The organism is Tamlana sedimenti, assembly GCF_038148895.1.
Lineage (GTDB): Bacteria > Bacteroidota > Bacteroidia > Flavobacteriales > Flavobacteriaceae > Tamlana.
Window position 1 is genome coordinate 219,161 of the sequence record NZ_JBBVGQ010000002.1, and the last position, 26,119, is coordinate 245,279.

The 26,119-nt window shown below is 34.8% G+C and carries 24 protein-coding genes; 17 read left to right on the forward strand and 7 right to left on the reverse strand.

Going from position 1 to position 26,119, the window contains the following annotated elements:
• The 13 genes from WJN01_RS07025 (at position 1) to WJN01_RS07085 (ending at position 14,685) form a co-directional block, all read left to right on the forward strand.
• Positions 1-876 carry an N-acetylneuraminate synthase family protein gene (locus tag WJN01_RS07025; RefSeq protein ID WP_445196442.1) on the forward strand — a complete coding sequence of 292 codons (876 nt, stop codon included), beginning with the start codon at positions 1-3 and terminating at the stop codon, positions 874-876.
• A complete protein-coding gene (locus WJN01_RS07030; RefSeq protein ID WP_445196443.1) occupies positions 876-1,706 on the forward strand; it encodes a polysaccharide pyruvyl transferase family protein in 831 nt (276 codons plus the stop codon). Before WJN01_RS07025 ends, WJN01_RS07030 begins: the two co-directional genes overlap by 1 nt.
• Positions 1,703-3,097 (forward strand): CDP-glycerol glycerophosphotransferase family protein, encoded by a 1,395-nt coding sequence (locus WJN01_RS07035; protein ID WP_445196444.1) that lies wholly within the window; start codon positions 1,703-1,705, stop codon positions 3,095-3,097. Before WJN01_RS07030 ends, WJN01_RS07035 begins: the two co-directional genes overlap by 4 nt.
• A complete protein-coding gene (locus WJN01_RS07040; RefSeq protein WP_445196445.1) occupies positions 3,094-4,242 on the forward strand; it encodes a glycosyltransferase family 4 protein in 1,149 nt (382 codons plus the stop codon). The genes WJN01_RS07035 and WJN01_RS07040 overlap by 4 nt, the downstream gene beginning before the upstream one ends.
• Positions 4,239-5,771, forward strand: coding sequence for a glycosyltransferase family 2 protein (locus tag WJN01_RS07045; RefSeq protein ID WP_445196446.1), 1,533 nt, complete (start codon positions 4,239-4,241; stop codon positions 5,769-5,771). The genes WJN01_RS07040 and WJN01_RS07045 overlap by 4 nt, the downstream gene beginning before the upstream one ends.
• A 2-nt stretch (positions 5,772-5,773) precedes the next feature.
• Positions 5,774-6,769 carry a glycosyltransferase family 2 protein gene (locus WJN01_RS07050; RefSeq protein WP_445196447.1) on the forward strand — a complete coding sequence of 332 codons (996 nt, stop codon included), beginning with the start codon at positions 5,774-5,776 and terminating at the stop codon, positions 6,767-6,769.
• Between the two features lie 103 nt (positions 6,770-6,872).
• The gene (locus WJN01_RS07055) at positions 6,873-7,604 is read left to right on the forward strand and encodes a class I SAM-dependent methyltransferase (RefSeq protein WP_445196448.1); all 732 of its coding nucleotides are present in this window, start codon (positions 6,873-6,875) and stop codon (positions 7,602-7,604) included.
• A 17-nt stretch (positions 7,605-7,621) separates the two neighbouring features.
• On the forward strand, positions 7,622-8,626 hold the full coding sequence (locus WJN01_RS07060; protein ID WP_445196449.1) for a hypothetical protein: 1,005 nt from the start codon (positions 7,622-7,624) through the stop codon (positions 8,624-8,626).
• Between the two features lie 7 nt (positions 8,627-8,633).
• A complete protein-coding gene (locus WJN01_RS07065; RefSeq protein ID WP_445196450.1) occupies positions 8,634-9,755 on the forward strand; it encodes a glycosyltransferase family 4 protein in 1,122 nt (373 codons plus the stop codon).
• Positions 9,752-10,843: a glycosyltransferase gene (locus WJN01_RS07070; protein ID WP_445196451.1), complete on the forward strand. Its 1,092-nt coding sequence runs from the start codon at positions 9,752-9,754 to the stop codon at positions 10,841-10,843. The genes WJN01_RS07065 and WJN01_RS07070 overlap by 4 nt, the downstream gene beginning before the upstream one ends.
• Positions 10,844-10,922: 79 nt before the next feature.
• On the forward strand, positions 10,923-12,215 hold the full coding sequence (locus WJN01_RS07075) for an O-antigen ligase family protein (protein WP_445196452.1): 1,293 nt from the start codon (positions 10,923-10,925) through the stop codon (positions 12,213-12,215).
• A gap of 6 nt (positions 12,216-12,221) precedes the next feature.
• The gene (locus tag WJN01_RS07080) at positions 12,222-13,235 is read left to right on the forward strand and encodes a glycosyltransferase family 4 protein (RefSeq protein ID WP_445196453.1); all 1,014 of its coding nucleotides are present in this window, start codon (positions 12,222-12,224) and stop codon (positions 13,233-13,235) included.
• A 58-nt stretch (positions 13,236-13,293) separates the two neighbouring features.
• Positions 13,294-14,685, forward strand: coding sequence for a sugar transferase (locus WJN01_RS07085; RefSeq protein WP_445196454.1), 1,392 nt, complete (start codon positions 13,294-13,296; stop codon positions 14,683-14,685).
• Between the two features lie 13 nt (positions 14,686-14,698).
• On the opposite strand, the gene WJN01_RS07090 is transcribed toward WJN01_RS07085, so the two are convergent.
• Together WJN01_RS07090 and WJN01_RS07095 are read right to left on the reverse strand one after the other, a co-directional pair.
• Positions 14,699-15,877 (reverse strand): lipoprotein N-acyltransferase Lnb domain-containing protein, encoded by a 1,179-nt coding sequence (locus tag WJN01_RS07090; protein WP_445196455.1) that lies wholly within the window; start codon positions 15,875-15,877, stop codon positions 14,699-14,701.
• The gene (locus WJN01_RS07095; protein WP_445196456.1) at positions 15,874-16,944 is read right to left on the reverse strand and encodes a putative type IX sorting system protein PorV2; all 1,071 of its coding nucleotides are present in this window, start codon (positions 16,942-16,944) and stop codon (positions 15,874-15,876) included. Before WJN01_RS07095 ends, WJN01_RS07090 begins: the two co-directional genes overlap by 4 nt.
• Positions 16,945-17,067: 123 nt before the next feature.
• Between WJN01_RS07095 and WJN01_RS07100 the strand changes: the two genes are divergently transcribed.
• The 3 genes from WJN01_RS07100 to WJN01_RS07110 are packed head-to-tail and all read left to right on the forward strand — an operon-like array spanning position 17,068 to position 20,322.
• A complete protein-coding gene (locus WJN01_RS07100) occupies positions 17,068-17,835 on the forward strand; it encodes a CDP-alcohol phosphatidyltransferase family protein (protein ID WP_445196457.1) in 768 nt (255 codons plus the stop codon).
• Complete coding sequence (locus WJN01_RS07105; RefSeq protein ID WP_445196458.1) at positions 17,835-18,713, forward strand: DUF808 domain-containing protein; 879 nt, start codon at positions 17,835-17,837, stop codon at positions 18,711-18,713. Before WJN01_RS07100 ends, WJN01_RS07105 begins: the two co-directional genes overlap by 1 nt.
• Before the next feature lie 13 nt (positions 18,714-18,726).
• Positions 18,727-20,322 (forward strand): PQQ-dependent sugar dehydrogenase, encoded by a 1,596-nt coding sequence (locus WJN01_RS07110; RefSeq protein ID WP_445196459.1) that lies wholly within the window; start codon positions 18,727-18,729, stop codon positions 20,320-20,322.
• 20 nt (positions 20,323-20,342) lie between these two features.
• Here WJN01_RS07110 and WJN01_RS07115 read toward each other — a convergent pair whose 3' ends face one another.
• From WJN01_RS07115 to WJN01_RS07135, 5 genes are read right to left on the reverse strand one after another with little or no spacing between them, the layout of a single operon-like run.
• Positions 20,343-20,786, reverse strand: coding sequence for a hypothetical protein (locus WJN01_RS07115; protein ID WP_445196460.1), 444 nt, complete (start codon positions 20,784-20,786; stop codon positions 20,343-20,345).
• Between the two features lie 21 nt (positions 20,787-20,807).
• On the reverse strand, positions 20,808-21,548 hold the full coding sequence (lptB, locus tag WJN01_RS07120; RefSeq protein WP_445196461.1) for an LPS export ABC transporter ATP-binding protein: 741 nt from the start codon (positions 21,546-21,548) through the stop codon (positions 20,808-20,810).
• 23 nt (positions 21,549-21,571) lie between these two features.
• Positions 21,572-21,919, reverse strand: coding sequence for a carboxymuconolactone decarboxylase family protein (locus WJN01_RS07125; protein ID WP_445196462.1), 348 nt, complete (start codon positions 21,917-21,919; stop codon positions 21,572-21,574).
• On the reverse strand, positions 21,912-22,736 hold the full coding sequence (gene tatC, locus WJN01_RS07130; RefSeq protein WP_445196463.1) for a twin-arginine translocase subunit TatC: 825 nt from the start codon (positions 22,734-22,736) through the stop codon (positions 21,912-21,914). Before tatC ends, WJN01_RS07125 begins: the two co-directional genes overlap by 8 nt.
• Positions 22,736-23,701: a KpsF/GutQ family sugar-phosphate isomerase gene (locus WJN01_RS07135; RefSeq protein WP_445196464.1), complete on the reverse strand. Its 966-nt coding sequence runs from the start codon at positions 23,699-23,701 to the stop codon at positions 22,736-22,738. Before WJN01_RS07135 ends, tatC begins: the two co-directional genes overlap by 1 nt.
• A 191-nt stretch (positions 23,702-23,892) precedes the next feature.
• Between WJN01_RS07135 and WJN01_RS07140 the strand changes: the two genes are divergently transcribed.
• Complete coding sequence (locus WJN01_RS07140; protein ID WP_445196465.1) at positions 23,893-26,097, forward strand: RecQ family ATP-dependent DNA helicase; 2,205 nt, start codon at positions 23,893-23,895, stop codon at positions 26,095-26,097.
• Positions 26,098-26,119 lie beyond the last annotated feature (22 nt).

Sequence of the window (26,119 nt, forward strand, 5' to 3'; positions counted from 1 at the left end):
ATGAATACTTACAAAAAGCCCTATATTATTGCAGAAATTGGTTGCAACCATAAAGGTGAAATGGAGATTGCCAAAGAACTCATAAAAGTGGCAAAAATATTCTGTAATGTTGATGCAGTAAAATTCCAAAAGCGCAACAATAAAGAGCTATTGACCGAAGAGCAATACAACCAACCGCATCCAAATCCAGTAAATTCCTATGGTGATACTTATGGTGCCCACAGGGAATATTTGGAGTTTGATGTCAATCAACATAAAGAACTTAAAGATTATTGCGAAGAAATAGGAATAGCCTATTCCACTTCAGTTTGGGATTTGACATCTGCAAAGGAAATAGCTTCACTTAACCCAGAGTTTATTAAAATTCCATCGGCTTGCAACAATAATAAGAAGATGTTACAGTGGTTGTGTCTGCATTACAAAGGTGATATACATATTTCTACAGGTATGACCACCAAAGATGAGATTGACGATTTGGTAAATCTTTTCAAAAAGTATGGGAGAAACAAAGATTTGGTGCTTTACAATTGCACCTCTGGTTACCCTGTGCCTTTTGAGGATGTTTGTTTGTTGGATATCAATTTACTTCTTGAAAAGTACCAAAATGATGTTAAACATATTGGATTTTCTGGGCATCATTTGGGAATTGCAGTTGATGTAGCAGCCTATACTTTGGGCGCAAACATAATTGAGCGGCACTATACCATTGATAGAACTTGGAAAGGGACAGACCATGCCGCTTCTTTAGAACCCATGGGTTTAAGAAAACTTTCAAGGGATGTAAATGCGGTTTACAAGGCACTTCAATTTAAAAATCAGGATATTTTACCTATTGAACAGGTACAACGAAGCAAGCTAAAAAACCAGAAAGTGTAATGTTTTCAGCCAATAAAATTAGATTATTTTGGTGGAACGAAGTTAAGATTCAGGGCAAGGCCAAAGAAAATTATGGCGATGTACTTGGTAAGTATCTTGTTGAAAAAATATCTGCTAAAGAGGTCGTTTTCAGTTGGCCTAAAAAGTTTTCCATTTATGATTTTTTTGCACCCATTTATGTTACCATTGGTAGTATTTTGGCAAATGTGAACCATAAATGCATTGTTTGGGGAAGTGGTATTATTTCAAAAGAATACCCCATAAAAAAAGCACAATTTTTGGCTGTTCGTGGGCCGCAGACCAGAAAACACTTGTTAAGCCAAGGTTACGATGTTCCTGAAATTTATGGTGACCCGGGACTGCTTTTACCAAAGTATTACAACCCGAAAATTGAAAAGAAATATAAGTTTGGGGTTATTCCGCATTACCGCGATTTTAATAGGATAGAAGATTTTTATGCCAATGAAAAGGATATTCTGCTTATTGATATGTTGACCAATAATATTGAAGAAAAGACCATTGAATTCTTGAAATGTGAAAAAATAGTATCCTCATCTTTGCACGGGATTATTGTGGCACATGCCTATGGAATTCCGGCTGTTTGGCAAAAATTTTCAGATGATGTGTTTGGTGATGACATTAAGTATCAGGATTATTTTGAGTCGGTTTCAATGCTTGCATACAAACCAGAAATCGAAGATTCGAAAATGGATTTAAAAACACTTGAAAACCTTTTTAGTAGTAAAGAAACGCTTCCAAAAAAAGAGGTTTTAGAGGGGATTTGTGATAATTTAATGGCCGTTTGCCCATTTAAAAGTAACAGTAAATGAAGAAAAAAGTGTTCGTTTTTTTTCCAGATGGTGTTGGTTTACGCAACTTTGCTTTTACAGATTTTAAGGCTATTGGTGAAAAAATGGGATTCGATATCACTTATTGGAACAACACTATTTTTTCATTGAAGGATAGTATGGGATTTAAGGAACTCAAGATTGAGGACCATTCCGCACATCCCCTATTGCCCATTTATTCTAGGGCAAGAAAGCGTGCCGAATTAAATGTGTCGAGAGACAAATTTAATGACGACGTTTACCCAACTTATAAATTTCCATTCAATTACAAAGGGTTGAAAAACATAATTAAAAGTTTGTATGCCAAATGGTTAATTGGTTTGCATTCTTCGGAAAGAGGTATTGAAAAACTTCGGAAAAAAATAAATAAATTAGAGCGTTCCACGTCAAAATACAACTATTGCAAATCGCAATTGCAACAGCACATACCCGATTTGATTTTTTGTACCACACAACGTGCTACACAGTCCATTAGTGCACTTTTGGCTGCTCAAGATTTAGGTATTCCAACGGTGGCTTTTGTGTATTCTTGGGATAACGTACCCAAAGCCATGCAAGTAGTTGAAACGGATTATTACTGTGTTTGGAGCGATTTAATGAAAGACCAAGTGCTTCAATATTATCCGTTTATAAAGGAAAATCAGGTTTTCGTAACGGGTACACCACAATTTGAACCACATTACAACGAATCATTAAAACAAAACAGGGAAGAATTTTTTGAAGAATATAATTTAGATGTCAATAAGAAATACATTTGTTTTTCAGGTGATGATGAAACGACTTCACCCCTCGACCAATTTTATTTGGAGGATTTAGCTAAAGCCGTTAGAAGTCTGAACAATAAAGGCAAAAATCTGGGCATCATATATAGGAAATGCCCTGTTGATTTTACTTCAAGGTATGATGAGGTAGTTGAAGCCAATAAAGATATTATAGCTGTTTTAGACCCCATTTGGAAGCAAGTTGGTACTATGTGGAACCATGTTTTGCCAACGCCAGAAGATTTTAAGATGCTGTATAATGTATGCGAACATAGTGAGTTTGTTACCAACGTTTGCTCTTCAACGGTGTTTGATTTTGTGGCTCACAACAAACCTTGTATCTATTACAATTATGAGCAACCCCAGCTAAAAAAGGGCATTCGAGATATCGGGCAAAATTATAAATATGTCCACTTTAGGAGCATGCCAAGTGATAAAGCAGTGGTTTTTTGTACCGATAAAAACGATTTGGAAAGTTTGGTTGAGCAAATTTTGGATGGAAAACTGTCCAATGTGGATGAGTGTAAAACATGGTATGATATTGTAGTTGGAAAAACGCCAACAAAAGCCTCCGAGAATATTTGGAGGGCTATTAGCAAGATATTAGAATGAATGTAGGTTTTATAACATCTGAGTATCCTCACCCAAAGGTAAATCATGCCGCAGGCATTGGCACGAGCATCAAAAACTTGGCTATTGCATTGGTGGGAAAAGGTGTTGGGGTTACTGTTTTTGTTTACCATCAAAACGAAGACGCTTTTGCTGAGGATGAAGGTGTTAAAATTCATTTAATAGCTAAAAGAAGTTATCGATTTTTAACCTGGTATCATTATCGTTTGCAGTTGCAACGTTATATAAATTCAGTTGTTAAACAAGAGGATATTTATATTCTAGAAGCACCAGACTGGACTGGTATAACAGCCTTTATGAAATTTAATGTGCCATTGGTCATCCGTTTTCATGGTAGTGATGCTTATTTCTGCAAATTAGAGCATAGGAAGCAGAAGTTTAAAAATTTCATGTTTGAAAAAATGGCCATAAAAAAAGCATCTGCCTATATAGCGCCTACAACCTACGCAGGTGAAGAAACTAGAAAAATTTTCGGACTTAATAAAAAGAAGATTAAAGCCATCCATTACGGTTTGCAACTAGAAAATTTTGAAAATCATACCCCAGAGATTTACAATAAAAATACAATCCTATACATTGGTACAATCATAAGAAAAAAAGGCGTTTTCGAGTTGGCTGAAATTTTCAACAAGATAGTTGAATCCAAACCCGAAAGTAAACTTATTTTAATAGGAAATGATGCTCCAGATATTAAAACAGGAGCAAAATCGACTTACAAATTAATCGAACAGATTTTTTCTAAGGAAGCAAAAAATAATGTTAGTTTCTTGGGTAAAATTCCATACGGAGAAGTTAAAGAACATATAAAACAGGTTCATGTTTGTACCTTTCCTTCTTTTGCAGAAACGCTGGGCATGGTCACTATAGAATCTATGGCAATGCAAAAACCAGTGGTCAATACAAGTATAGGATGGGCACAAGAATTGATTGACGATGGTGTAAATGGGTATTTAGTACATCCAACAAACATTGATTTATATGCTGAAAGGATTTTGCAACTATTCAATGATGAAAACTTAAGTTTACAAATTGGAAAAGAGGCCCGACAAAAAGTTGAAAAGCTTTTTGATATTAAAAAGAATGCAAGCATCAACATAGAATATTATAAATCTATTTTAGGCGAATGATTCTTTTAACGCATACTGGAGAAAAGGTTGTCGATATTGTTGATTTAAACAATAATAAACCTATCAGTATTGATGTTAAAAATCCAGCCAAAGCCTTGCTTGATCTTGCAAAAAATTACCAAGAGCGCATTTTAATTTGGGCACACACTTCCCAAAAAGAAAACATAAATATTGAAGGAGTCAAGGCATCGTTTTACCTAAAAAACATGATGCTCTCTTTTAGTAATCACCAATATTTACCAGAGCAAATTGGTTATGTTGAAGATTCCCCTTTTTTAAAAGTAAACAAAAAAGTAAAATACCCAACCTGGTTGATGAGCAGTAATGTTGGCGCAATACATGCATCCCAACTATTAAAATTTGAAAACAAAGTCAAGTTAAATTTGCCTTTCGATTTTGTGTTGAATTCCATGGCTAAACTCGGTATGCCCAACGGATTGTTTTGTTATTCTGAACCAAAACTATTGTTGGAAAATAATATTGGTTTTAATCTGCCAAAAGCTTCAACAGTTCAACTTTTTATGTTTGTAAAACAACATTACAAAGGTATTTGGAGTTTATTATTCCCATTAAATTTTATGGTTTTTGAAAAGCGATTTCCTATTTTGACTTTCATTAGAACCATCCTTGTAAAAAAGCATAAGTTTTCATCAAATTTTGATTTACAACCCTTGGAAAAACAAAGTCAAAATATTGATAATATAACTATCGATGTCATTATACCTACATTGGGAAGGAAAGCATTTTTGCACGATGTTCTTTTGGATTTGGAGAAACAAACCTTATTGCCACAACAGGTTATTATAATTGAACAAAATGAAGATGAGAATAGCACAACTGAATTGAATTTTATTTCAAATAAAACTTGGCCGTTTAAAATAGTTCACAAATTTATTCATCAAACGGGAGCCTGTAACGCGCGAAATTTGGCTTTAAAAGAAGTGATTTCAGATTATGTTTTTTTCGCTGATGATGATATTAGATTCCCGACAAATTTCATCGAAGTTTCATTATATAAGATGAGGCGACATCAATTTGACGCCGTGACCTTAAGTTGCTTACAAAAAAAGGACAAGAAAACTCACTTAAAGCCAATTCAGTGGAGTACTTTTGGTTCAGGATGTAGTATTGTTAAATCAGAATGTCTTAAAAATTTAACTTTTGACATGAATTATGAATTTGGTTTTGGTGAGGATGCCGATTTTGGCATGCAACTTCGTAAAAAAGGCATTGATATAATATATTTGCACGAACCTGAAATCGAACATTTAAAAGCCCCAATTGGTGGGTTTAGAAAACCTCACGAACATATTTGGGCTAAATATGGAGACAAGCCAAAACCATCACCAACTATTACATTTTATAAGCTGATGCATCAAACAAAGAAGCAATTAAAGGGGTATAAAATGGTTTTGTTTTTTAAGTTTTATTTAGTTCAATCAATAAAAAATCCATTTAAATACTACAAAACCTTCAAAAAACAATGGAGACAGAGTGTTTATTGGGCAAATCAAATGATAGATAAATAAAGATGAATTTTTCATTAGTGGTATGCACATACATGAGGCCAAAGGCTTTGCATAATTTGCTGAATTCAGTGAATGAACAAACCTTGTGCCCTAATGAAATTATAATTGTTGATGGTTCTACTGATGATGAAACTGAGCTATCATTAAAGACTCACCTTTTCAAAAACTTGAAATATTTTAAAGTTGAAAAAGCTAATAGAGGATTGACAAAACAACGAAATTATGGTATAGAAAGAGTAGGTAAAAATATTGATATTGTTTGTTTTTTAGATGATGACATAGTTTTGGAAAAGAATTATTTTGAAAATCTCTTAGAAACCTATAAAGTCAAAAATGATGCTCTCGCAGTTGGAGGCTATATTAAAAATGAAGTTGAATGGCAATTGAGCAATAATAGAAACAATCCGTCCAAATTTTATTTTGACGGTTGGATGCGCAACGAACCTTCTCGTTTTAAATTAAGGAGAAAGTTTGGTTTATTGCCAGATACACCACCGGGTTTTTTGCCAACATTTGCCCATGGCAGAAGTATTGGCTTTTTGCCACCCTCAGGTAAAATTTATGAGGTTGAGCAAATTATGGGAGGTGTTTCGTCTTACAAAAAGGAAGTGTTCGATAAACTTTCATTTTCAACCTATTTCGATGGCTACGGACTTTATGAAGATACCGATTTTAGTTTGCGCCTCTCAAAAATGGGCAAGCTTTACGTAAACACTTCGGCAAAATTAAATCATTACCATGATGAAGATGGGCGGCCAAATAAGTTTAAATACGGAAAAATGGTAGTAAGAAATGGTTGGTATGTGTGGCGGGTTAAATACCCAAAACCAACCTTTAAGGAAAAGTTTAAATGGTATGCCACGGCTATTTTATTGACTGCTATTAGATTGACCAATACTTTAACCACCAAGGACAAAAAAGCGGCATTTACCGAAAGTTTTGGTAGAATTACAGGATTAATAAGTGTAGTATTTAATGCGCCAAAAACAAAAAAATAGAAAGCAGATGGGCACAACATGTAAAATATGCAATAGCGAAGTCCAACTGATTAACGAAAAATTCAACTTGGGTGAATGCAACAATTGTAAGCTAATTTTTTGTTTGAAATTTTTCACCCAAGATGAGCTGGTCAGTCTTTATGACAAACTATATAATAATGCCAATGCCAAATATAGCAGTTATGCCGTTGATGAATATAGTATGCTGCTCGAAAACAAAAAAATTAAAATAGGGCACAATAGGGCCAAGATTTTAAAAAAGCATGTTTTAAACTCGGGGTGCAGTTCTGTTCTGGAAATTGGAAGCGGTATTGGCCTAATGGGAGCTTACTTGAGAAATGAAAATAGCCAAATTAAATACTTGGGAATTGAAATTGACAAAGAAGCCTTCGAAAAATCAAGAGCATTGGGTTTGAACACCATAAACGCCGACTTCAAGGCCATGGAAAAAATTGAGGAATCCTTTGATGTTATCTTGTTATGGGAAGTCATTGAGCATTTGCAAGATTTGAAAAAGTTTATTGAACTTGCTTATGCCAAATTGAATAAAAATGGAAAAATAATCCTTTCAACACCAAATTATAACAAAATACATAATTATCCAGATAGAGAAAAAGACAGCCTTTACCAAGATGCCCCGCCAATTCACTTAAATTTTTTTACCAAGCAAAGTATTCAGAAAATTTTTGAGCTTAATAACTTTACCAATTGCAAAGTGAAAATCAAAAAGTTTCCTTATGTTCAGTATAAATCCTTGAATTTTTATAAAAATGTTGTCAAGGCTATTTTTAATCAATACGAAGGCTCCACAATATTTTTTATTGCAAAAAAATGATTATTTAATCAATGAACATGAAATTAGAACTATCAATATGGACACATCATTTAACGCATTTGGTGTACGCATATTTTTATTATTGCAGAGCCAATAAAATGGATGTGAATATTGCTCATAATTCTAATCTAAAGCATAACGCAGCGTTGTTGACGGTTAACAATAAAGCGATCTTTTTTGATTATTCGGACGACACCAAGTTCATCGATTTACCAAATAATTTCGATTTTTATTTTAAACGTTCGCTGTTGGAAAAGGATAAAAAGAACAACGTATTCCCTTTGAATTTTAACGTGCCAATGGCTTACAAAAGTCATCTTCTTTTAATGAAATTGAACAAAGATTTGCTATTCCAAAAGTTTAATAAAACGGAAGTTGGCAGAGCTTTGGACGTTTTTGGCTTATTTACCAATTCAGGACATGGCACCTTGGATATTAGGAATTATCCAAAAACAATATCAGATTATGGAGGAAATATTATTTATTACACCAGATTATGGAACCCAGACAACCACCCGGACGAAGATGAGAAAGAACGCAGAAGTCTTCAAAATGAATTCAGGATAAAGGCTTGTAGGATTGTAAAAAAGGAATTCAAAAATGCATCGGTAGGATTGTACGGTGATAGTTTATCGAATAAAATGGCCCCAGATTTGGTGCTTTCGCCTGATGAATCCGATAAAAAAAGCTATCTAAAAAAACTATCGGTTTACAATATTGGTATTGCTGACGATGGCTTAAAAAACACACCGGGCTGGAAAATTGGTGAATATGCATTGTACGGAAAGGCCATTATTTCAACCCCTTTAAATGTTTGTATAGAAAACTTTGAGGAACATGTAAATTACGAAAAATTGTCATCGCGTTCATCGTATGAAGAAATTCCAGGAAAAATAGAATTTCTTTTGGAAGGAAAGAAATATCTTGAAATGGGAAAAAATAATTTTGAGTGGAGCAGAAAATATCTACATCCTGAAAATTATTTAAACAGAATTTTAATTCTGGCTGGAGAAAACATTTAGAAGAATTATGAAATTCTTAATCATCACACATGTTGAGCATAAATTAAAAGGGGAAAATATTTCCGCATATGCTCCTTATGTTCGGGAAATGAACTTGTGGTTAAAATATGTTGATGAAGTGTTTATTGTTGCTCCAAAAACTCAGGAAGAAAAAACGGCCATTGATTTGGATTATAGGCATAGTAATATCCAGTTTTCTGAAATTCCGGCCATTCAGTTTACCGATTTTAAGAATGCAATCCGTTCATTTTGTAAACTTCCAATTATTTTGATGGCCATATACAGAGCTTCAAAAAATGCCGACCACATCCATTTGCGCTGCCCAGGCAACATTGGTTTGTTGGGCGGATTGGTGCAAATATTTTTTCCAAAGAAAGTCAAAACAGCCAAATATGCCGGAAATTGGGATCCAAAGGCAAAGCAACCTTTTAGCTATAAACTTCAAAAATGGCTACTTTCTAACACGTTTCTTACTAAAAATATGTCGGTTTTGGTCTATGGAACATGGAAAAACCAAACCAAAAATATCAAACAGTTTTTTACGGCAAGTTTCAAAAAAGATGAAATTGAATTCCCCGAAGTTCGCGATTATTCCGAAACATTACAATTTGTTTTTATCGGGACTTTGGTTGAAGGGAAACGGCCGTTGTTAACTATTCAAATCGTTGAAAATCTTCAAAAAAAAGGAAAAAAAGTAAGCTTGGATATTTTTGGCGATGGGGTTTTAAGGCCAGAATTGGAGAGTTACATAAACCATAATAATCTAAAGGATTTCGTTACGTTCCATGGCAATCAAAACAAACAAGTGGTAAAACAAGCTCTAAAAAACGCCTATTTTTTGATATTGCCATCAAAATCTGAAGGTTGGCCCAAAGCCGTGGCTGAATCTATGTTCTATGGAACAATTCCTATTACCACTTCAATTTCATGTGTTCCATGGATGTTGGATTTTGGAAAAAGGGGTATTTTAATTGAACCGAATTTGGTTGATGCTGTAGATAAAATCGTATCATATTTGGGCAAAGAGGAAGAACTGATAGAAATGTCTAAATTAGCCTCAAAGTGGTCCCAAAACTATACTTTGAACACTTTTGAAACTGAAGTTTCCAAATTACTGAAGCATAAATGAGGGTTTTACAGCTAATAGATTCTTTACAAACAGGTGGTGCAGAGCGGGTTGCTGTAAATATTGCCAATGCTTTGTCAAATGAAATAGGTTATTCAGCATTATGTGCAACTCGAGAAGAAGGACTGTTGAAAAATGATATTTTGAAAAATGTTGATTATTTATTTTTAGATAAAAAACAAACTATTGACATTGGGTCAATTAGACAGCTAAATGCTTTTGTTAAGAATAAAAGAGTCCAAATTATTCATGCACACTCAACCTCTTTTTTTTTAGCAACCTTAATAAAATTATTAAATAGAAAAATAAACATTGTATGGCATGACCATTATGGGAATAGTGAGTTTTTAAATGAAAGAAAACATACCGTTTTGAAATTATGCTCAAAATATTTTTCCCATATTTTTAGTGTAAATAAAAACTTGGAATTTTGGGCAAAACAAAGGTTAAAGTTTCAAAATGTATCCTATTTGCCAAATTTTGCCATCTTAAACAAAACATTAACCGAAACCAAACTGCATGGAATTTCAGGTAAGCGGATTGTTTGTCTGGCTAATTTGAGGCCCCAAAAAGACCATATGACGCTTATTGAAGCTTTTAAGGAGGTACATATCAAATATCCTGATTGGACTTTACATTGTGTTGGTAAAAATTTCAATGATGGGTATTCAAAAATGGTAAAAAATAAGATAGATGAACTGAGTTTGATAGAATCTGTTTTCTTATATGATAGTAACCCCGATGTATACCATATTTTAAGCCAGTGTGACATCGGTGTGTTATCTTCAAAATCTGAAGGTCTGCCCATAGCTTTGTTGGAGTATGGATTGACAAATTTAGCGGTCATAGCTACTAAAGTGGGTGAGTGTGAAACTGTTGTTAGCAACCAAATTAATGGAGTATTGGTCAATCCATCATCACCGAGTGAGTTGGCGGAAGCATTGATTTTGTTAATTGAAAATGAAACGACAAGAAAAACTTTTTCGACTCTTTTTAACCGACACATTGATGAAAATTTTTCTGAAAAAGCACAAATAAAAAATATTATTTCTACCTATAAATTTATATCAAATAGAATTGAAAAACTTTAATTACATAAAAACAATTGCAATACATGCACTGATTGGATTTTTGATTTATGGTTTTTCAGTTTTGTCAAAAGTTTATTTATTGGCTATTTCTGTCTATTTCTTCTTCCAAATAGTGAGGGCGAAGCCATCACAAAAAGCTTTAAATGTGTTGTTGGCATGTAGTTATGTTGTGGGAGCAGAAGTTTTTATAAGGATGACAGGGGGTAATTTATTGTACGAAGCCTCCAAGTATTTGGTTATTCTTTTTACCTTATTGGGAGTTTTTACGACACGATTAAGCAAACAACCAATACCTTATATTCTCTATATCTTTCTACTTGTTCCCGGAATTTTGGTTGCAGGATTTAATGCCACAGAACAATCAACTTTGCGAACAGATATTGCATTTAATTTGAGTGGTCCTGTCTGTTTGGGGATAGTTTCAATTTTTTGTTTCAAACGAAAAATAAGCTATCAAAATATGCAAAATGTTCTTTTGTATATGGGTTTGCCTTTAGTCGCCATGACCGTTTACTTGTTTTTATACACTCCGGACATTAGAGAAACCTTGACAGGGACTGGTTCAAATTTCGCCGCATCAGGAGGGTTTGGCCCCAATCAAGTATCAACGGTTTTAGGGTTGGGCATGTTCGTTTTTACGCTGCGCTTTTTTATGTTGTCACCAACATTATTGCTTAAAATTATAAATGGATTAATCCTTGCGGCATTGAGTTTTAGGGGTATTGTTACCTTCAGTAGAGGAGGGATTATTACAGCATTGATTATGATAGCCGTTTTCATCATTTTCTATTTTAGGAAAGTCAACATAAAGGCCAAATTAAGAATCAGTCGAGTAGTTTTTGTTTTTGTTGGGTTGGCATTTTCTGTTTGGGTATTTTCAAAAGTTCAAACAAGTGGTTTAATAGAATACAGATATGCAAACAAAGATGCCTTGGGAAGGGAGAAGGAAGATATCACAACCGGTAGAAGCGATTTAATTTCATTTGAAATTGAAGAGTTTTTAAACAATCCGGTATTAGGCGTTGGTGTTGGAAAGATAAAACAATTAAGGGAGCAGAAAGAGGGTGTATTGGCGGCATCTCATAATGAAATGAGCCGTATTTTATCGGAGCATGGGTTGTTTGGTGTTACAGCCTTTTTAATTTTATTGTTAACACCACTATTTTTTAGGCTCAAGAACAAATCAAATGTATTTTTTTACTCTTGTTATTTTTTCTGGTTTTTAACCATAAACCACTCCGCAATGCGCATAGCAGCGCCTGCTTTTGTTTATGGATTGTGTTTGCTGGATGTTCAATTTAATTCGAAAAAGTTCAGAAAGCCAATGAAAAATGGAATGGAAGCAAAACTACAGAAAACATCTAACGTTTAGAAAAACTTGAAAACCCTTATTTATATAGGAAATAAATCGAATGCGAAAGGGAAATCCAATGTTTCGGCGATTGATACATTATCTCTGTTGCTTGAAAATTCAGGATTTAAAGTCTATTCGGCATCCAGCAAAAAAAATATTCTACTGAGGTTGTTGGATATGCTTTTTACTTGTTTTAAATATAGAAAAAAGGCTAATTTTGTTTTAATTGATACCTACAGCACCCTAAATTTTTATTACGCTTATTTTGTTAGTCAGCTTTCCAGAATTTTGGGGTTGAAATACATTCCAATTCTTCACGGTGGGAACTTGCCGCAAAGATTAAAAACATCACCAAAATTGTCTAAGGCCATTTTTAATAATGCTTTTATTAATGTGGCGCCTTCTATCTATATGATATCCGCATTTAAGGCTTTAGGTTTTATAAACGTTGTTCATATTCCGAATGCCATTGAGATTAAACAGTATCCATTCAAAAGACGAAATTATGATACGATTAAAATGCTTTGGGTACGTTCATTTTCAAAAATATACAACCCGTTTCTGGCCATTCAGGTTTTAAAGACCCTCAAAGAACAAAGCATTGAATCTGAGCTTTGTATGGTTGGGCCAGATAGTGATGGCAGTCTTGAAGAAGCAAAAATGTTTGCTGAAGAGTTGGGTGTTGATGTCCGTTTTACAGGAAAATTATCAAAACAAGATTGGATTTCGCTTTCGGCCAATTACAACGTTTTTATCAATACTAGCAATTTTGATAACATGCCCGTAAGCGTTATTGAAGCTATGGCTTTGGGACTACCAGTGATTTCAACCAATGTTGGGGGTATGCCTTTTTTGATTGAGCATGGTAAACGTGGAATTTTGGTAGAGCCGAATTCTGTTGAGACGTTAGCGCAGGCCGTTCTAAATTTGTTCCATTCAAAACACCAAGCTAATAAAACGGCCATTGAAGCACGCAATTTTGTTGAACATTTTGATTGGGAATTCGTTAAAAAGCAGTGGTTTGAAGTGTTGAAATAATTTTCTTTTCATTAAAATTATAGTTGTTATATTTATGTTCTTCTTTTAGCCCATAAAAATGTCAAAACCCAGTATTCATTTTAATATCTCGGAACGTAAAATTCTGCTGCGTGTTTTTGATATTCTTTCAATATTGGCATTATTATACTTTGTTGGAAACACCTTTGATTTTGACTATTTTACAATAACCAAAGAGAACTGGAGATGGGTATTTGTGCTCATTCTTTATGTGTCCATTTTTGGGACGGTCTTTGAACTTTATGATTTGCAAAAATCCAGTAAAATTGAAAAAATTTCAACAAGTATTGTGTTTACGGTTTCAACAACAGTACTGTTTTACTTTTTAACACCGTTTTTTACACCTGTATTACCTGATAATCGTTTACAAATCTTGTTTTTTTTCTTTTCAATTCTTATTGCTTTGTTTTTGTGGCGTTGGGCTTATATTTCTTTTATTGTTTCGCCACGTTTTTACAAAAAAGTTTTGGTCATAGGTGAAACCTCAAATATAGAAACCATTGTTGATACCTTTAATGCATCAGACCCCAATTATAAGATTGTTGGGTTTGTAAATTGTGAAGTGAGTAAAAATGCAGGCGTAAAGTTCAAAGGAGTACCTGAATACCGTCCAAACGAAATTAGAGAAGTTGTAGAGAGAGAAAATTTATCGGAAATTGTTGTAGCCAGTTATAGCACAGAAAATATAACTTCTGAAATCTATTACACCTTGATAAAGTTGCTGGAGGAGGGCTTTCCAATAAACGAATATACCCAAGTTTATGAAGATTTAACCCAGCGTATCCCCGTTCAGTTTGTGGGCAAGGATTTTTACAGATATTTTCCATTTAGTAGAAATAACCAAAATAAATTTTACCTTTTTTTTCATCGCCTTTTTGATGTTTTAATCTCGGTTGCAGGATTACTAATTGGCATTGCTTTTTTGCCATTAATTGTTTTGGGTAATCTTTTGGGCAACCGTGGCCCCCTTTTTTATTTACAGGATAGAGTTGGTAAGAATGGAAATGTCTTCAAGATTATAAAGTTCCGCACAATGATTAAGAATGCTGAAAAATCAGGTGCCGTTTGGGCAAAAAAAGGCGATACAAGGATAACGCCTTTCGGAAAATTTTTAAGACACTCGAGGTTGGATGAGATTCCTCAGTTCATCAATATTTTAAAAGGTGAAATGAGTTTGATTGGCCCTCGTCCTGAACGTCCATTTTTTGTTAAGGAATTATCACGAATGCTTCCGTTTTATGAAACAAGACACATGGTTAAACCGGGGCTTACAGGTTGGGCGCAAGTAAAAACAAGGTATGGTTCCTCGGTCGATGACAGCTTGCTAAAACTTCAGTATGATCTTTACTACATCAAACACAGAGGTTTTTTCCTTGATATGAACGTGTTGATAAAAACGTTGAGTACGGTAATTTTCTTCCGTGGGCAATAGTTGAACTGGCTATTTATTGGTCAGTAGAATAATGTTTTACTAAAAATAAATATCTTATTCCTAGTGCAATTAATAGTGGAATCAAGCCGATAGCAAATACTTGAACGCCTATAATCCAATGAAGAGTTAGTAGACATAGCAGAATAACCAAAAGCTTGATATACTTTATAAACCATCCGCTAACTTTCTTTTTGAACAATTGACCAATGGCTAAAATGTTAAGTGCAAATGCCCAAAGCAAATTGTAGTTTTGGTGTGTGCCTTTATGGTCTGTTGCAAACCAAAGCAATAGAATAAAGATTCCAATAATACCAGTAAGACTAAAAAGTGTAACGTCCAACCATTTTGACTGGGTAGTATTTTTGTAATCCTTGTAGGTAATATACATAATAAATAGCCCTACTAACCCTAAAATAAATAAAGGGCTGGTAAAAAACGAATTGGTAACAGGAACCTCTCTCTTAGTATAAATAATTTGGCTATTTTTTACCAAAGGTTCTTCACCATTTTTTATGGTGGCATTTTCAAAAAAAGCATAAATGTTTTTAGGTAAAAACATATGGTCTTCAGCAGTTGCTTGCTTATCAATTACTGACCCCAAGGCCACATCAATGCCCAAGCTTCCCCAAGAATTTCTGTTCAGATTTTTTTGAATCATTGTTCTAAAGGTGGCCTCTTTATAATCCTTAGGTAAATTGAATTGAATATTATTGTTTAAAGTAACTCGGGCGACATCTTTAATTTTCGTGGCACAATTGTCAAAAAAGAAATCGTACAAATAAGCTCTGTTTTCAGGTTTATAATTGTTAACCAAGTAATCGTACAACTTTTGCTTTTCAGCTTCCGAAAGATTTAAAGTTTGTTCTTTTATTGAGCGATTATAATACCTGTAAACTTGATAAAATCTATTAAAATCTGCTTTGCTGATTAAATAGTTCAGCTTTCCTTGTGCGAATTTTAGATAAAAATTTGGCGCATCAAAATCGTATTCGCCATAACCATAAGTAACATCAATACCATTTTTTGGGTCTTTAATCCTAAAAGCGTTATGTCCAAAGGCATCGTTAAGCGAGGGGCCTGGGCCAACAGTAAGGACGCTTATTTCAGCATTTTCGGATAACTGAATTTCCTGTGCCTGAGAAATAGATAATAGAAAAAGGGAAATGAAAAATAATAGTATTTTTTGCATCATCTAAAGATACTAAAATCGAGTTTTAAAGAAAACACATTTGAATATAAGGCCACACTTTGGTCACCAATATCAGTAAAGGCATAATCTATTTGAATGCCATTGTATTTAAAACCCAGACCAAAACTGGGCTGAAAACTTAATTGCTCGGAATTATCAAATTGGGTTTCATTTTGAAAATTACCCATCCCCGCACGCAAATAGACCATGTCTATATACCCAAATTCAAAACCTAACGCCGGATTTATACTGGCTACCGAAGTAGAAATTATATCGTTGTTCTCTTCAAAACGAACATTCAAATTCAATGAAGTCAACAAGGTGTAATCGTAATTGAAATCAACCAATTTAGAAATCCCAAGTTGCAATTTTGGGATGGTGATTTCGGTAGTTTCGGGCAATTCTTGGTTTTGACCCTCAACAGCATTCCTAATGGTTTCAAACTCATTCTCATCAATAGCCCAAGCATTAAATGTGGTCGTAATATCTCTGGCCATAACACCAAATTTCCAATTATTGTCGGTTTCAAACTGAAGTCCTAAATCCAGTCCAAATCCCCACGAAGAGGCAAAGTCACCAATAATTCTTCTAATTACTTTTGCATTTACACCGTAGTTAAGGCCTTGAACAGGTAATGACCTGGCGTATGAAAACGTTAAGCCATAATCGGCGGTGGAAAATAAGCTAATCCTATCGTAATTGATATTGCCCAGTTCGTCAATAAGTTGGGTGGTGTTCAAAATATCATCAACAGCAAAACGGATTAATGAAATTCCAACGGCACTTTCATTGTCCAATGGCATAGCAAAAGCGGCATAATCATAATTGGCAATATTGGCAAAATAGCTGGAGTGCATCAAAGCTAATTGGTTATCTTCCAGTTTTAACAATCCTGCAGGATTCCAATATCCGGAATTCACATCGGCCGAATGAGCGGTTACGGCACTGCTCATTCCTAATGCAGCAGCATCTACACCAATATTCATAAACTCGTTAGAATATTTTCTAGTGGTTTGACTGAACAGGGTTACAGATAAGGCACATAACAATGTGGTGATGTAAAGTCTCAATCGCAATTTTTTTACAAATATGCACATAATTTATAAACCTATAAACTTCAAATTGTATCAGATATTGTTTATTGCTTGCTTTAGACGAAAATTGTTTACTATTTTTACAGAAACAATCATCTTATGATAAAACACATACCCAATGCTTTAACGCTTTTAAACTTATTGAGTGGATGTATTGCGGTTGTTTTGGCAGTCAACAACAACTTTGTAGCTGCTGCTCTGTTTGTGTTTGTTGGGATATTTTTCGATTTTTTTGATGGTTTTGCAGCTAGAAAATTAAAAGTTCAAAGTGACTTGGGCTTGCAGCTGGATTCTCTTGCTGATATGGTTACCAGTGGCGTAGTGCCAGGAATTGTTATGTTTAAGCTTTTGGAACTGACTTTAGAAACTCCTATGCTTGTAAACTCGGAAAATGATTGGGGGAGTAGTATGGATTTTAAAGGGAGTACGTATACATACAATATTTTACCTCTTTTAGGTTTGGCAATCACCTTAGCCTCTGCTTACAGACTAGCAAAATTTAATATAGATGAAGACCAACAAACTTATTTTAAAGGCTTGCCGACACCGGCAAATACGCTGCTAATCATATCTTTGCCATTAATTCTGGAATTTCAAAATAACGATACTATGAATTCCATTATTTTAAACAAATGGTTTTTAATTTTATTGACGATTTTGAGCTGTTATTTATTAAATTCAAAAATTAAGTTATTTGCTCTAAAATTCAAGGATTTCAGTTTTAAAAACAATGCTACCCGTTATATTTTTGTCATGCTTTGTTTGGTACTGCTCATTGTTTTAAAGTTTGCTGCCATCCCAATAATCATTTTAGTATATATATCTATGTCGGTTTTTGACAATTTAACTTCAAATAAAACATTTTAATGGCCTCAGGAATTTTTGCTTTATTAGATGATATAGCAGCATTAATGGATGATGTTATAGTAATGACTAAAGTTTCAACAAAAAAAACCGCTGGTATTCTGGGTGATGATTTAGCAGTGAATGCTGAAAAGGCCACTGGTTTTGTATCTTCACGTGAATTGCCCGTGTTGTGGGCTATTACTAAAGGTTCGTTTTTAAACAAACTTATTATTTTGCCTATTGCTTTTTTGCTCAGTTCGTTCTTACCTTGGGCTGTAACTCTAATTTTAATTTTAGGAGGAATTTACTTGGCTTTTGAAGGTGTTGAAAAAATTGTAGAATATTTTGTACCTCACAAACATGACAATGACCATGCTAAAATAAAAAACAAAGAGGCTGGAGAAGTTCTAGATATTGAAAAGGCTAAAATAAAGTCTGCCATTTTTACAGATTTTATATTGTCTATCGAAATAGTGATTATAGCCTTGGGTACCGTTTTAAACAAGCCTATTTCATTTCAGATTTTGGTCGTTTCTATGGTGGCCATTATTGCCACCATTGGGGTTTACGGCATTGTAGCTCTTATTGTTAGAATGGATGATTTAGGTACTGCATTAATAAAAAGGGGAGCAGGTAAAAAGGGCTTTTTTTTTGGTTTAGGAAATCTTTTGATCAGGGCTCTACCGGTTATTATAAAAAGTCTTTCGGTTATTGGTACTATTGCCCTTATTCTGGTTGCAGGAGGGATTTTTTCACATAATATTGAGTATTTCCACCATTTTGTAGAAGATTGGCCGTCCTTCATAAAAGATTTTATTTTAGGGCTGGTGATAGGTTTTGTGGCTTTTTTGATTATCACAGGGTTTAAGAAACTTATTGCAAGAAAAAAGCAAATATAAAACTAAACTTTATATGAAACAATTTACAATTATGCTGAGTCTAATGTGGCTAAATATTATGGTGGCGCAAACACCTGTTACTTCAGGCACAGATTGGACAGTTTCAAACGTAACGGCCAACGGAGCTTTAGCAAAACCGAATACTATGTTATATGGGCCTGATGGAAATTTGTGGATAACAGAACGCGAGGGCAAAAAATTAGTAAGGGTAAATCCAACCACAGGAGCAAAAACAGAGATGTTGAACTTGTCAGGATTGGTTTTGCAAAACGCCAGTCAAAATGGCTTGATGGGAATGGCCATTCATCCTGATTTGTATACCGATATTAACACATCAACTAACAACTACGTTTATTTGCTTTATACCTATGACGCAACGTCAAGTTTGGGGCTTCCCATTGCATTTCGTATCGCTCGATACACTTATAATTCTGCGTCAGGAGCTTTTGACAGTGGTACAGCAACCACAATTATTGAGGGTATTGAAGCGAATAACGACCACACTTCGGGCAAAATAGTTATTGGTCCTGACTTAAAAATTTATTGGACTATTGGTGATTTTGCTGCTAATAGGGGAAGCAAGGCTTGCACCGAGATTAGGGCTCAATATTTACCAACAAGCCCAACCGATTATTCCGATTATAAAGGAAAAATACTTCGGTTGAATTTGGATGGAAGTATCCCTTCAGACAACCCTGAACTCAACGGTGTCATAAGCCACGTGTATGCCTACGGATTTAGAAATGCCCAAGGATTGGTGTTTGGTTCAAACGGAAGATTGTATTCTTCTGAACATGGCGATAAAACGGATGATGAATTAAATATTATTGAATTTGGGAAAAATTATGGATGGCCTTTAATCGCTGGTTATAATGACGATATGGGATATGCATATTGTAATTGGTCAAATTACCCATCAAGTTGTGGGTCTTATAGCAATATTATTGACAATTGCCCAGAGGCTCCAATAGAGGAATCAACATCTGCAGCCAGCATGCCCAATTTTATGCCGCCAATAGGGACTTATAATACAACATTGGCAACAGAACCCACAGCAGGAAGCTCTTCAGGATGGCCAACCGTGGCACCCTCTAGTATAGATATTTATGAGGGCGGTAAGATTCCGGGCTGGGGAACATCCCTTTTAATACCAACACTAAAAACAGGACTGATTATTCGAACAAAACTAAATGCTGATGGTTCTGCCTTGGAAGATGGGACATACGAGGAATTCCATTCTGCTAGTGAGCGTTTTAGAGATGTGGCTATAGACCCCGATGGACTGACCATTTACACAATAACGGACAACGGAGCGGTAATTAAACTTAAGTTTGTTGGAGCGCCTTTAAATACTACAAAATTTGATACAAACGAGTTTTCTATATTACCCAACCCAGCCAACAATGAGATTGCCTTAAGTTTTGGTCCAAATATTAAAACTGTTGGCATTAAAATATTTGATGTTCATGGAAGGTTGGTTAATGAAGTTCAAAACTTGACTAACAATCAAAAAGTAAACACTTCTAAACTATCAAATGGTGTTTATTTTGTTCGACTAAGAAGTAATGATGATATTTTGGTAACGAAGAAGTTGGTTGTGAAGCGGTAGATTAGATGTTTAAAATGAAATTAGCACATGATGTCATTTAAAAATTTGAATATTACTACTAATGCTATTATAGGAACTATAAGAATTGTAAAAGAAAAAAATTGATAGTAAAACTTGTTAGCTAAGTCACCTTTATTTTCAATCCAAATACCGTCAGATAATTCATTACGGTACATTTGAAAAGGCTCTTTTTTAAAAATTAGTTTGAAAAGATTAATAATTCCTTTTGAAAAGATTAAAGTTATAATAGGGACAGAACAAATAAAAACACATTGAAGATCACATAAATAATTCCAACCTATCAATTCCATTAAGATACCAATAATACTTATAGGAATTGCAATTTTTAAATATCTTAAAAAATATTTTTTTTCTTTTAAATCCTCTACGCCAGAAATAATACTAAATGAAAGTAATTGAGTTATAATTAGAATCATGTAAAAGTAAATTTCTGATAAGGGCATAGTCTTTTGTTTTTTTTAAAACTAATCCCGTATCTTCTTCTTACGCAATTCAAAATTCTGTCCTAAATATACTTTACGTACCATCTCATCATTGGCGAGTTCTTCGGGTTCACCCGCTTTAAGTATGCTGCCTTCAAACATCAGGTAAGTTCTATCTGTAATAGCAAGGGTTTCTTGCACGTTATGGTCTGTAATAAGGATGCCAATATTCTTTTTGGTTAGCTGGGCTACAATGCGCTGAATGTCCTCAACAGCAACGGGGTCAACACCCGCAAATGGTTCATCTAAAAGAATGAAATTAGGGTCGGTTGCCAATGCGCGGGCAATTTCAGTTCTACGGCGCTCACCACCAGACAATAAGTCACCACGACTTTTACGAATATGTCCCAAACCAAATTCCTCAATAAGCGATTCCATTTTGTGGTGCTGTTCTTTTTTGCCCAATTTGGTTAGTTGCAGCACGCTTAAAATATTGTCCTCAATGCTAAGTTTCCTAAAAACAGAGGCTTCTTGAGCCAAATAGCCAATACCATTTTGGGCACGTTTATACATCGGGTATTTGGTAATTTCGGTTTTATCTAAATAAATATGGCCGCCATTTGGTTTTATCAGTCCCACAATCATGTAAAAGGACGTTGTTTTTCCCGCACCATTTGGTCCCAAAAGTCCAACAATTTCACCTTGTTCAACTTTTAATGAAACATCTTTTACTACTTTTCGCCCACTGTAGGACTTCATTAAATTTTCGGCTTTTAAAATCATAATAGCAATAACGTGATTTTTGTTTAATTATTGGATTCCAAAGCATCCCAAAATTCGTATGCTCGACGTAAATGGGGGATGACTATGGTACCACCAACTAATGTAGCAATGCTTAATGCTTCAACAACTTCTTCTTTCTTCAATCCTAATTTATGGCTGGTTTCCAAATGGTATTTAACGCAGTCATCGCATCTTAAGACGGCCGAAGCTACCAATCCCAGTAATTCTTTTGTTTTAACATCTAAAGCACCTTCCGCGTAAGCGTTGGTATCTAAATTGAAAATGCGTTTGATGACCTTATTGTTGTCTGCCAAAATTTTATCATTCATTTTAGAACGATAATCGTTGAATTCTTGAACTAGATTAGGCATATTGTTTGGCTTTACGTTTTTGGTTTCTAACTACAATTTTTGAAATATAAATACTTACTTGGTACAGCACTAAGATTGGAATGGCCACAATGACCTGACTGGCAATGTCTGGTGGTGTGATGATGGCCGAAAGAATCAAAACAATAACCAAAGCGTATTTTCTGTACTTCTTTAATATCTCCGGGGTCACCAAACCAATTTTTGTCAGGAAATAAATGATAATGGGTAATTCAAAAATCAAACCTGAAGCCAAAGCTGATGACCTTACCAATGCAATGTATGAACTGATGTCTATTTGGTTATCAACAATTTCCGAAATACTATAATTGGCCAAAAAGTTTAGCGATAATGGGGTGACAATATAATAACCAAACAATACACCAAGGAAGAACAAAAGCGAGGAAATGATGATAAAGCCACGGGAATGTTTCCGTTCGTTTGCATGTAATCCTGGGCTAATGAATTTCCAAAGTTGGTAGATAACATAAGGGAAAGAGATAACGAAGCCACTTAAAATGGCCGTCCAGATATCTGCTGAAAATTGACCGGCCATGGTTCTGTTTTGAATTATCATCGGCATTTTTTCAGCACAAAATGTGGTTTCAACACCTAAAAAATTAGCGGCATTACATAAAAAATGATAGGTTGGAAAACTCATGTCCAACGGAGCAAAAACAATTTTTTCAAAAATAATTCTACTGAAAATAAAAGCCAAGGTGGCAACAATGATTACCGCCAAACAAATTCTGATTAAATGCCACCGTAAATCTTCAAGATGGTCTAAAAAAGACATCTCATTAACATCCTTTTTTGCCATTATATGATTCCTTCTTTTATTAGGTCATGCAAGTGTACAACTCCTGCGTAATTGCCATTTTCTTCAACCAATAATTGCGATATTTCATGGGCTTCCATAACTTCCAGAGCATCAATAGCCATAGCCTTGGCTTCAATACGTTTGGGGTTGGAACTCATAATATCTTTAGCCGTTAAATTAGAAAAATCATCTACTTTGCTCAGCATTCTACGTAAATCACCATCGGTAATAATACCAACAATTTTTTTATTTTCCACAACAGCCGTAACACCCAGCATTTTTTCGGTGATTTCAACAATAACCTCTTTGATGCTTGTATTTAAAGTCACCTTTGGTTTTTGGTTCACCGATGAAAGGTCTTGAACACGTAAATATAATTTTTTGCCCAATGCACCACCGGGGTGGTATTTGGCAAAGTCGTTACTTGAAAACCCTCGGAGTTCCAATAGGCATATAGCCAAAGCGTCACCAATAACAAGTTGTGCCGTAGTACTAGTTGTTGGCGCTAAGTTGTTGGGGCATGCTTCTTTTTCAACAAAAGCGTTCAAGATATAATCGGCATGTTGGCTTAAAAATGAATCCTTGTTTCCTGTAATGGCAATAATTTTATTTTGGGCTCTTTTGATTAATGGAACCACCACCTTGATTTCTGGAGTATTTCCACTTTTGGAAAGGCAAATAACAACATCATCTTTAAGTATTAATCCTAAATCGCCATGAATGGCATCTGCTGCATGCATAAAGACGGCAGGCGTTCCAGTAGAATTAAGCGTGGCGACAATTTTATTGCCAATTATGGCACTTTTGCCTATTCCGGTAATGATAACACGTCCTTTAGAATTATAAATGAGTTCCACAGCCTCTGCGAAATCATCATTTACCAAGTTGGCCAAATTTGAGATGGCATCGCTTTCCAATTTAATTGTTTCTATGGCTGTGTTAAGAATTGAACTTTTGTCTTTCAAATTTTTCAATTTTTGAGTTGATGTTTAAAGAATTTCTTATCTTTAGGAATAATCACAATTGAAAATTGTTGTAATTTGGTTTTTCGTTACAAAACTAACGAAAAAAAATATGAGGGTTCTTCAAAAGTATTGTTAAATTAGTTCGTACAATTTAATACTACTAAAGTTGTTTTTTAAAGTAAATAATTCACATGTCAATAACAAAAACTGACTTGCACGCTGCGCTTAAAAAGTATTTTGGGTTTAGCAAGTTCAAGGGGCTTCAGGAAGATGTTGTAAATAGTCTATTGTCTGGAAATCATACGTTCGCCATTATGCCAACTGGTGGTGGTAAATCTCTTTGCTACCAATTACCTGCATTAATGCAAGAAGGCACCGCCATAGTAGTGTCGCCACTTATAGCTTTAATGAAAAATCAAGTAGACGCCATACGTGGTGTTTCAAAAGAAGATGGAATTGCACATGTACTGAATTCTTCCTTAAATAAAACTGAAGTTAAAAAGGTTAAAGAAGATATTGTTAACGGAATTACCAAATTATTATATGTTGCTCCAGAATCATTGACTAAAGATGAAAACGTTGAGTTTTTGCGCTCGGTGAAAATTTCGTTTATGGCTATTGATGAAGCACACTGCATTAGTGAATGGGGGCACGATTTTAGGCCAGAATACAGAAATTTGCGCCATATTATTGCACGAATAGGAGAAGGAATTCCAATTATCGGATTGACAGCAACGGCAACGCCCAAAGTTCAAGAAGACATCATAAAAAACCTTGGCATCACCAATGCCAAAACATTCAAGGCGTCATTCAATAGGCCAAATCTCTATTATGAAGTTAGGCCAAAAACTAAAAATGTTGATGTTGATATCATTCGTTTCATAAAACAACATGATGGAAAGTCGGGCATTGTTTATTGTTTAAGCCGTAAACGTGTGGAAGAATTGGCACAGGTATTACAGGTAAACGGTATTAAGGCCGTACCTTATCATGCTGGTCTCGATGCCAAGTCACGTAGCAATTACCAAGATCAGTTTTTAATGGAAGATGTTGATGTTGTTGTTGCTACCATTGCCTTTGGAATGGGTATAGATAAACCCGATGTTCGATTTGTAATCCATCATGATATTCCAAAAAGTATAGAAAGTTACTACCAAGAAACGGGTAGGGCAGGTCGTGACGGTGGCGAGGGACATTGTTTGGCATTCTACAATTACAAGGACATTGAGAAATTAGAGAAATTTATGTCCGGTAAACCGGTGGCCGAACAGGAAATAGGCCAGGCATTGCTTCAAGAGGTTGTCGCTTTCGCTGAAACATCTATTTCACGCAGAAAATTTATCCTGCATTATTTCGGTGAAGAGTTTGATAATGAAACTGGTGAAGGCGGTGATATGGATGATAATATTAGGCATCCTAAAAAGAAAATTGAAGCTAAGAATGAAGTAAAATTGCTCTTAGAGGTTATTGATAAAACCAATCAGAAGTACAAGTCTAAGGATCTAGTAAATGTTTTGGTCGGTATTGAAAATGCGCTTATCAATTCACATAAAACAAACGAGCAACCTTATTTTGGTAAAGGAAAAGATAAGGACAAAAAATATTGGATGGCCTTGCTAAGACAAGTTTTGGTTGCTGGTTACCTGAGAAAAGATATAGAAACTTATGGCGTCATAAAATTGGTAGAACAAGGCAGGGATTTTATTAAAAACCCTAATTCTTTCATGATGACAGAAGACCATGTATTTGATGGCGATCAGGAAGACGGTTCAATAGTTACCGCATCAAAAGGAGGTGGTGCTGTTGCAGATGAGGTTTTAATGGGCATGTTGAAAGATTTGAGAAAAAAGAATGCTAAAAAACTTGGTGTACCACCTTTTGTTATTTTTCAAGACCCATCTTTGGAAGATATGGCTTTAAAGTATCCCATAACCATGTCTGAGCTCAGTAATGTTCATGGCGTTGGTGATGGAAAAGCAAAAAAGTATGGTAAAGATTTTATCGCTTTAATAGCAAATTATGTAGAAGAAAACGATATTACCAGACCAGATGATTTAATCGTAAAATCAACTGGAAGTAACTCTTCGAACAAATTGTACATCATTCAAAACGTCGATAGGAAATTGCCGCTTGATGATATTGCTTCTTCCAAAGGGATGACCATGGAGGAGTTCATAAAAGAGATGGAAGCTATTGTTTATTCTGGAACCAAATTGAATATTGATTATTGGATTGATGAGGTTTTGGATGAGGACCAGCAAGAGGAAATCCACGAATATTTTATGGAATCGGAATCGGACGACATTAAAACGGCAATCAATGAGTTTGATGGTGATTATGACGATGAAGAATTACGCCTTTACCGAATAAAATTTATTAGCGAAGTGGCTAATTAAAAATTCTTAAAACTTCTAGCCT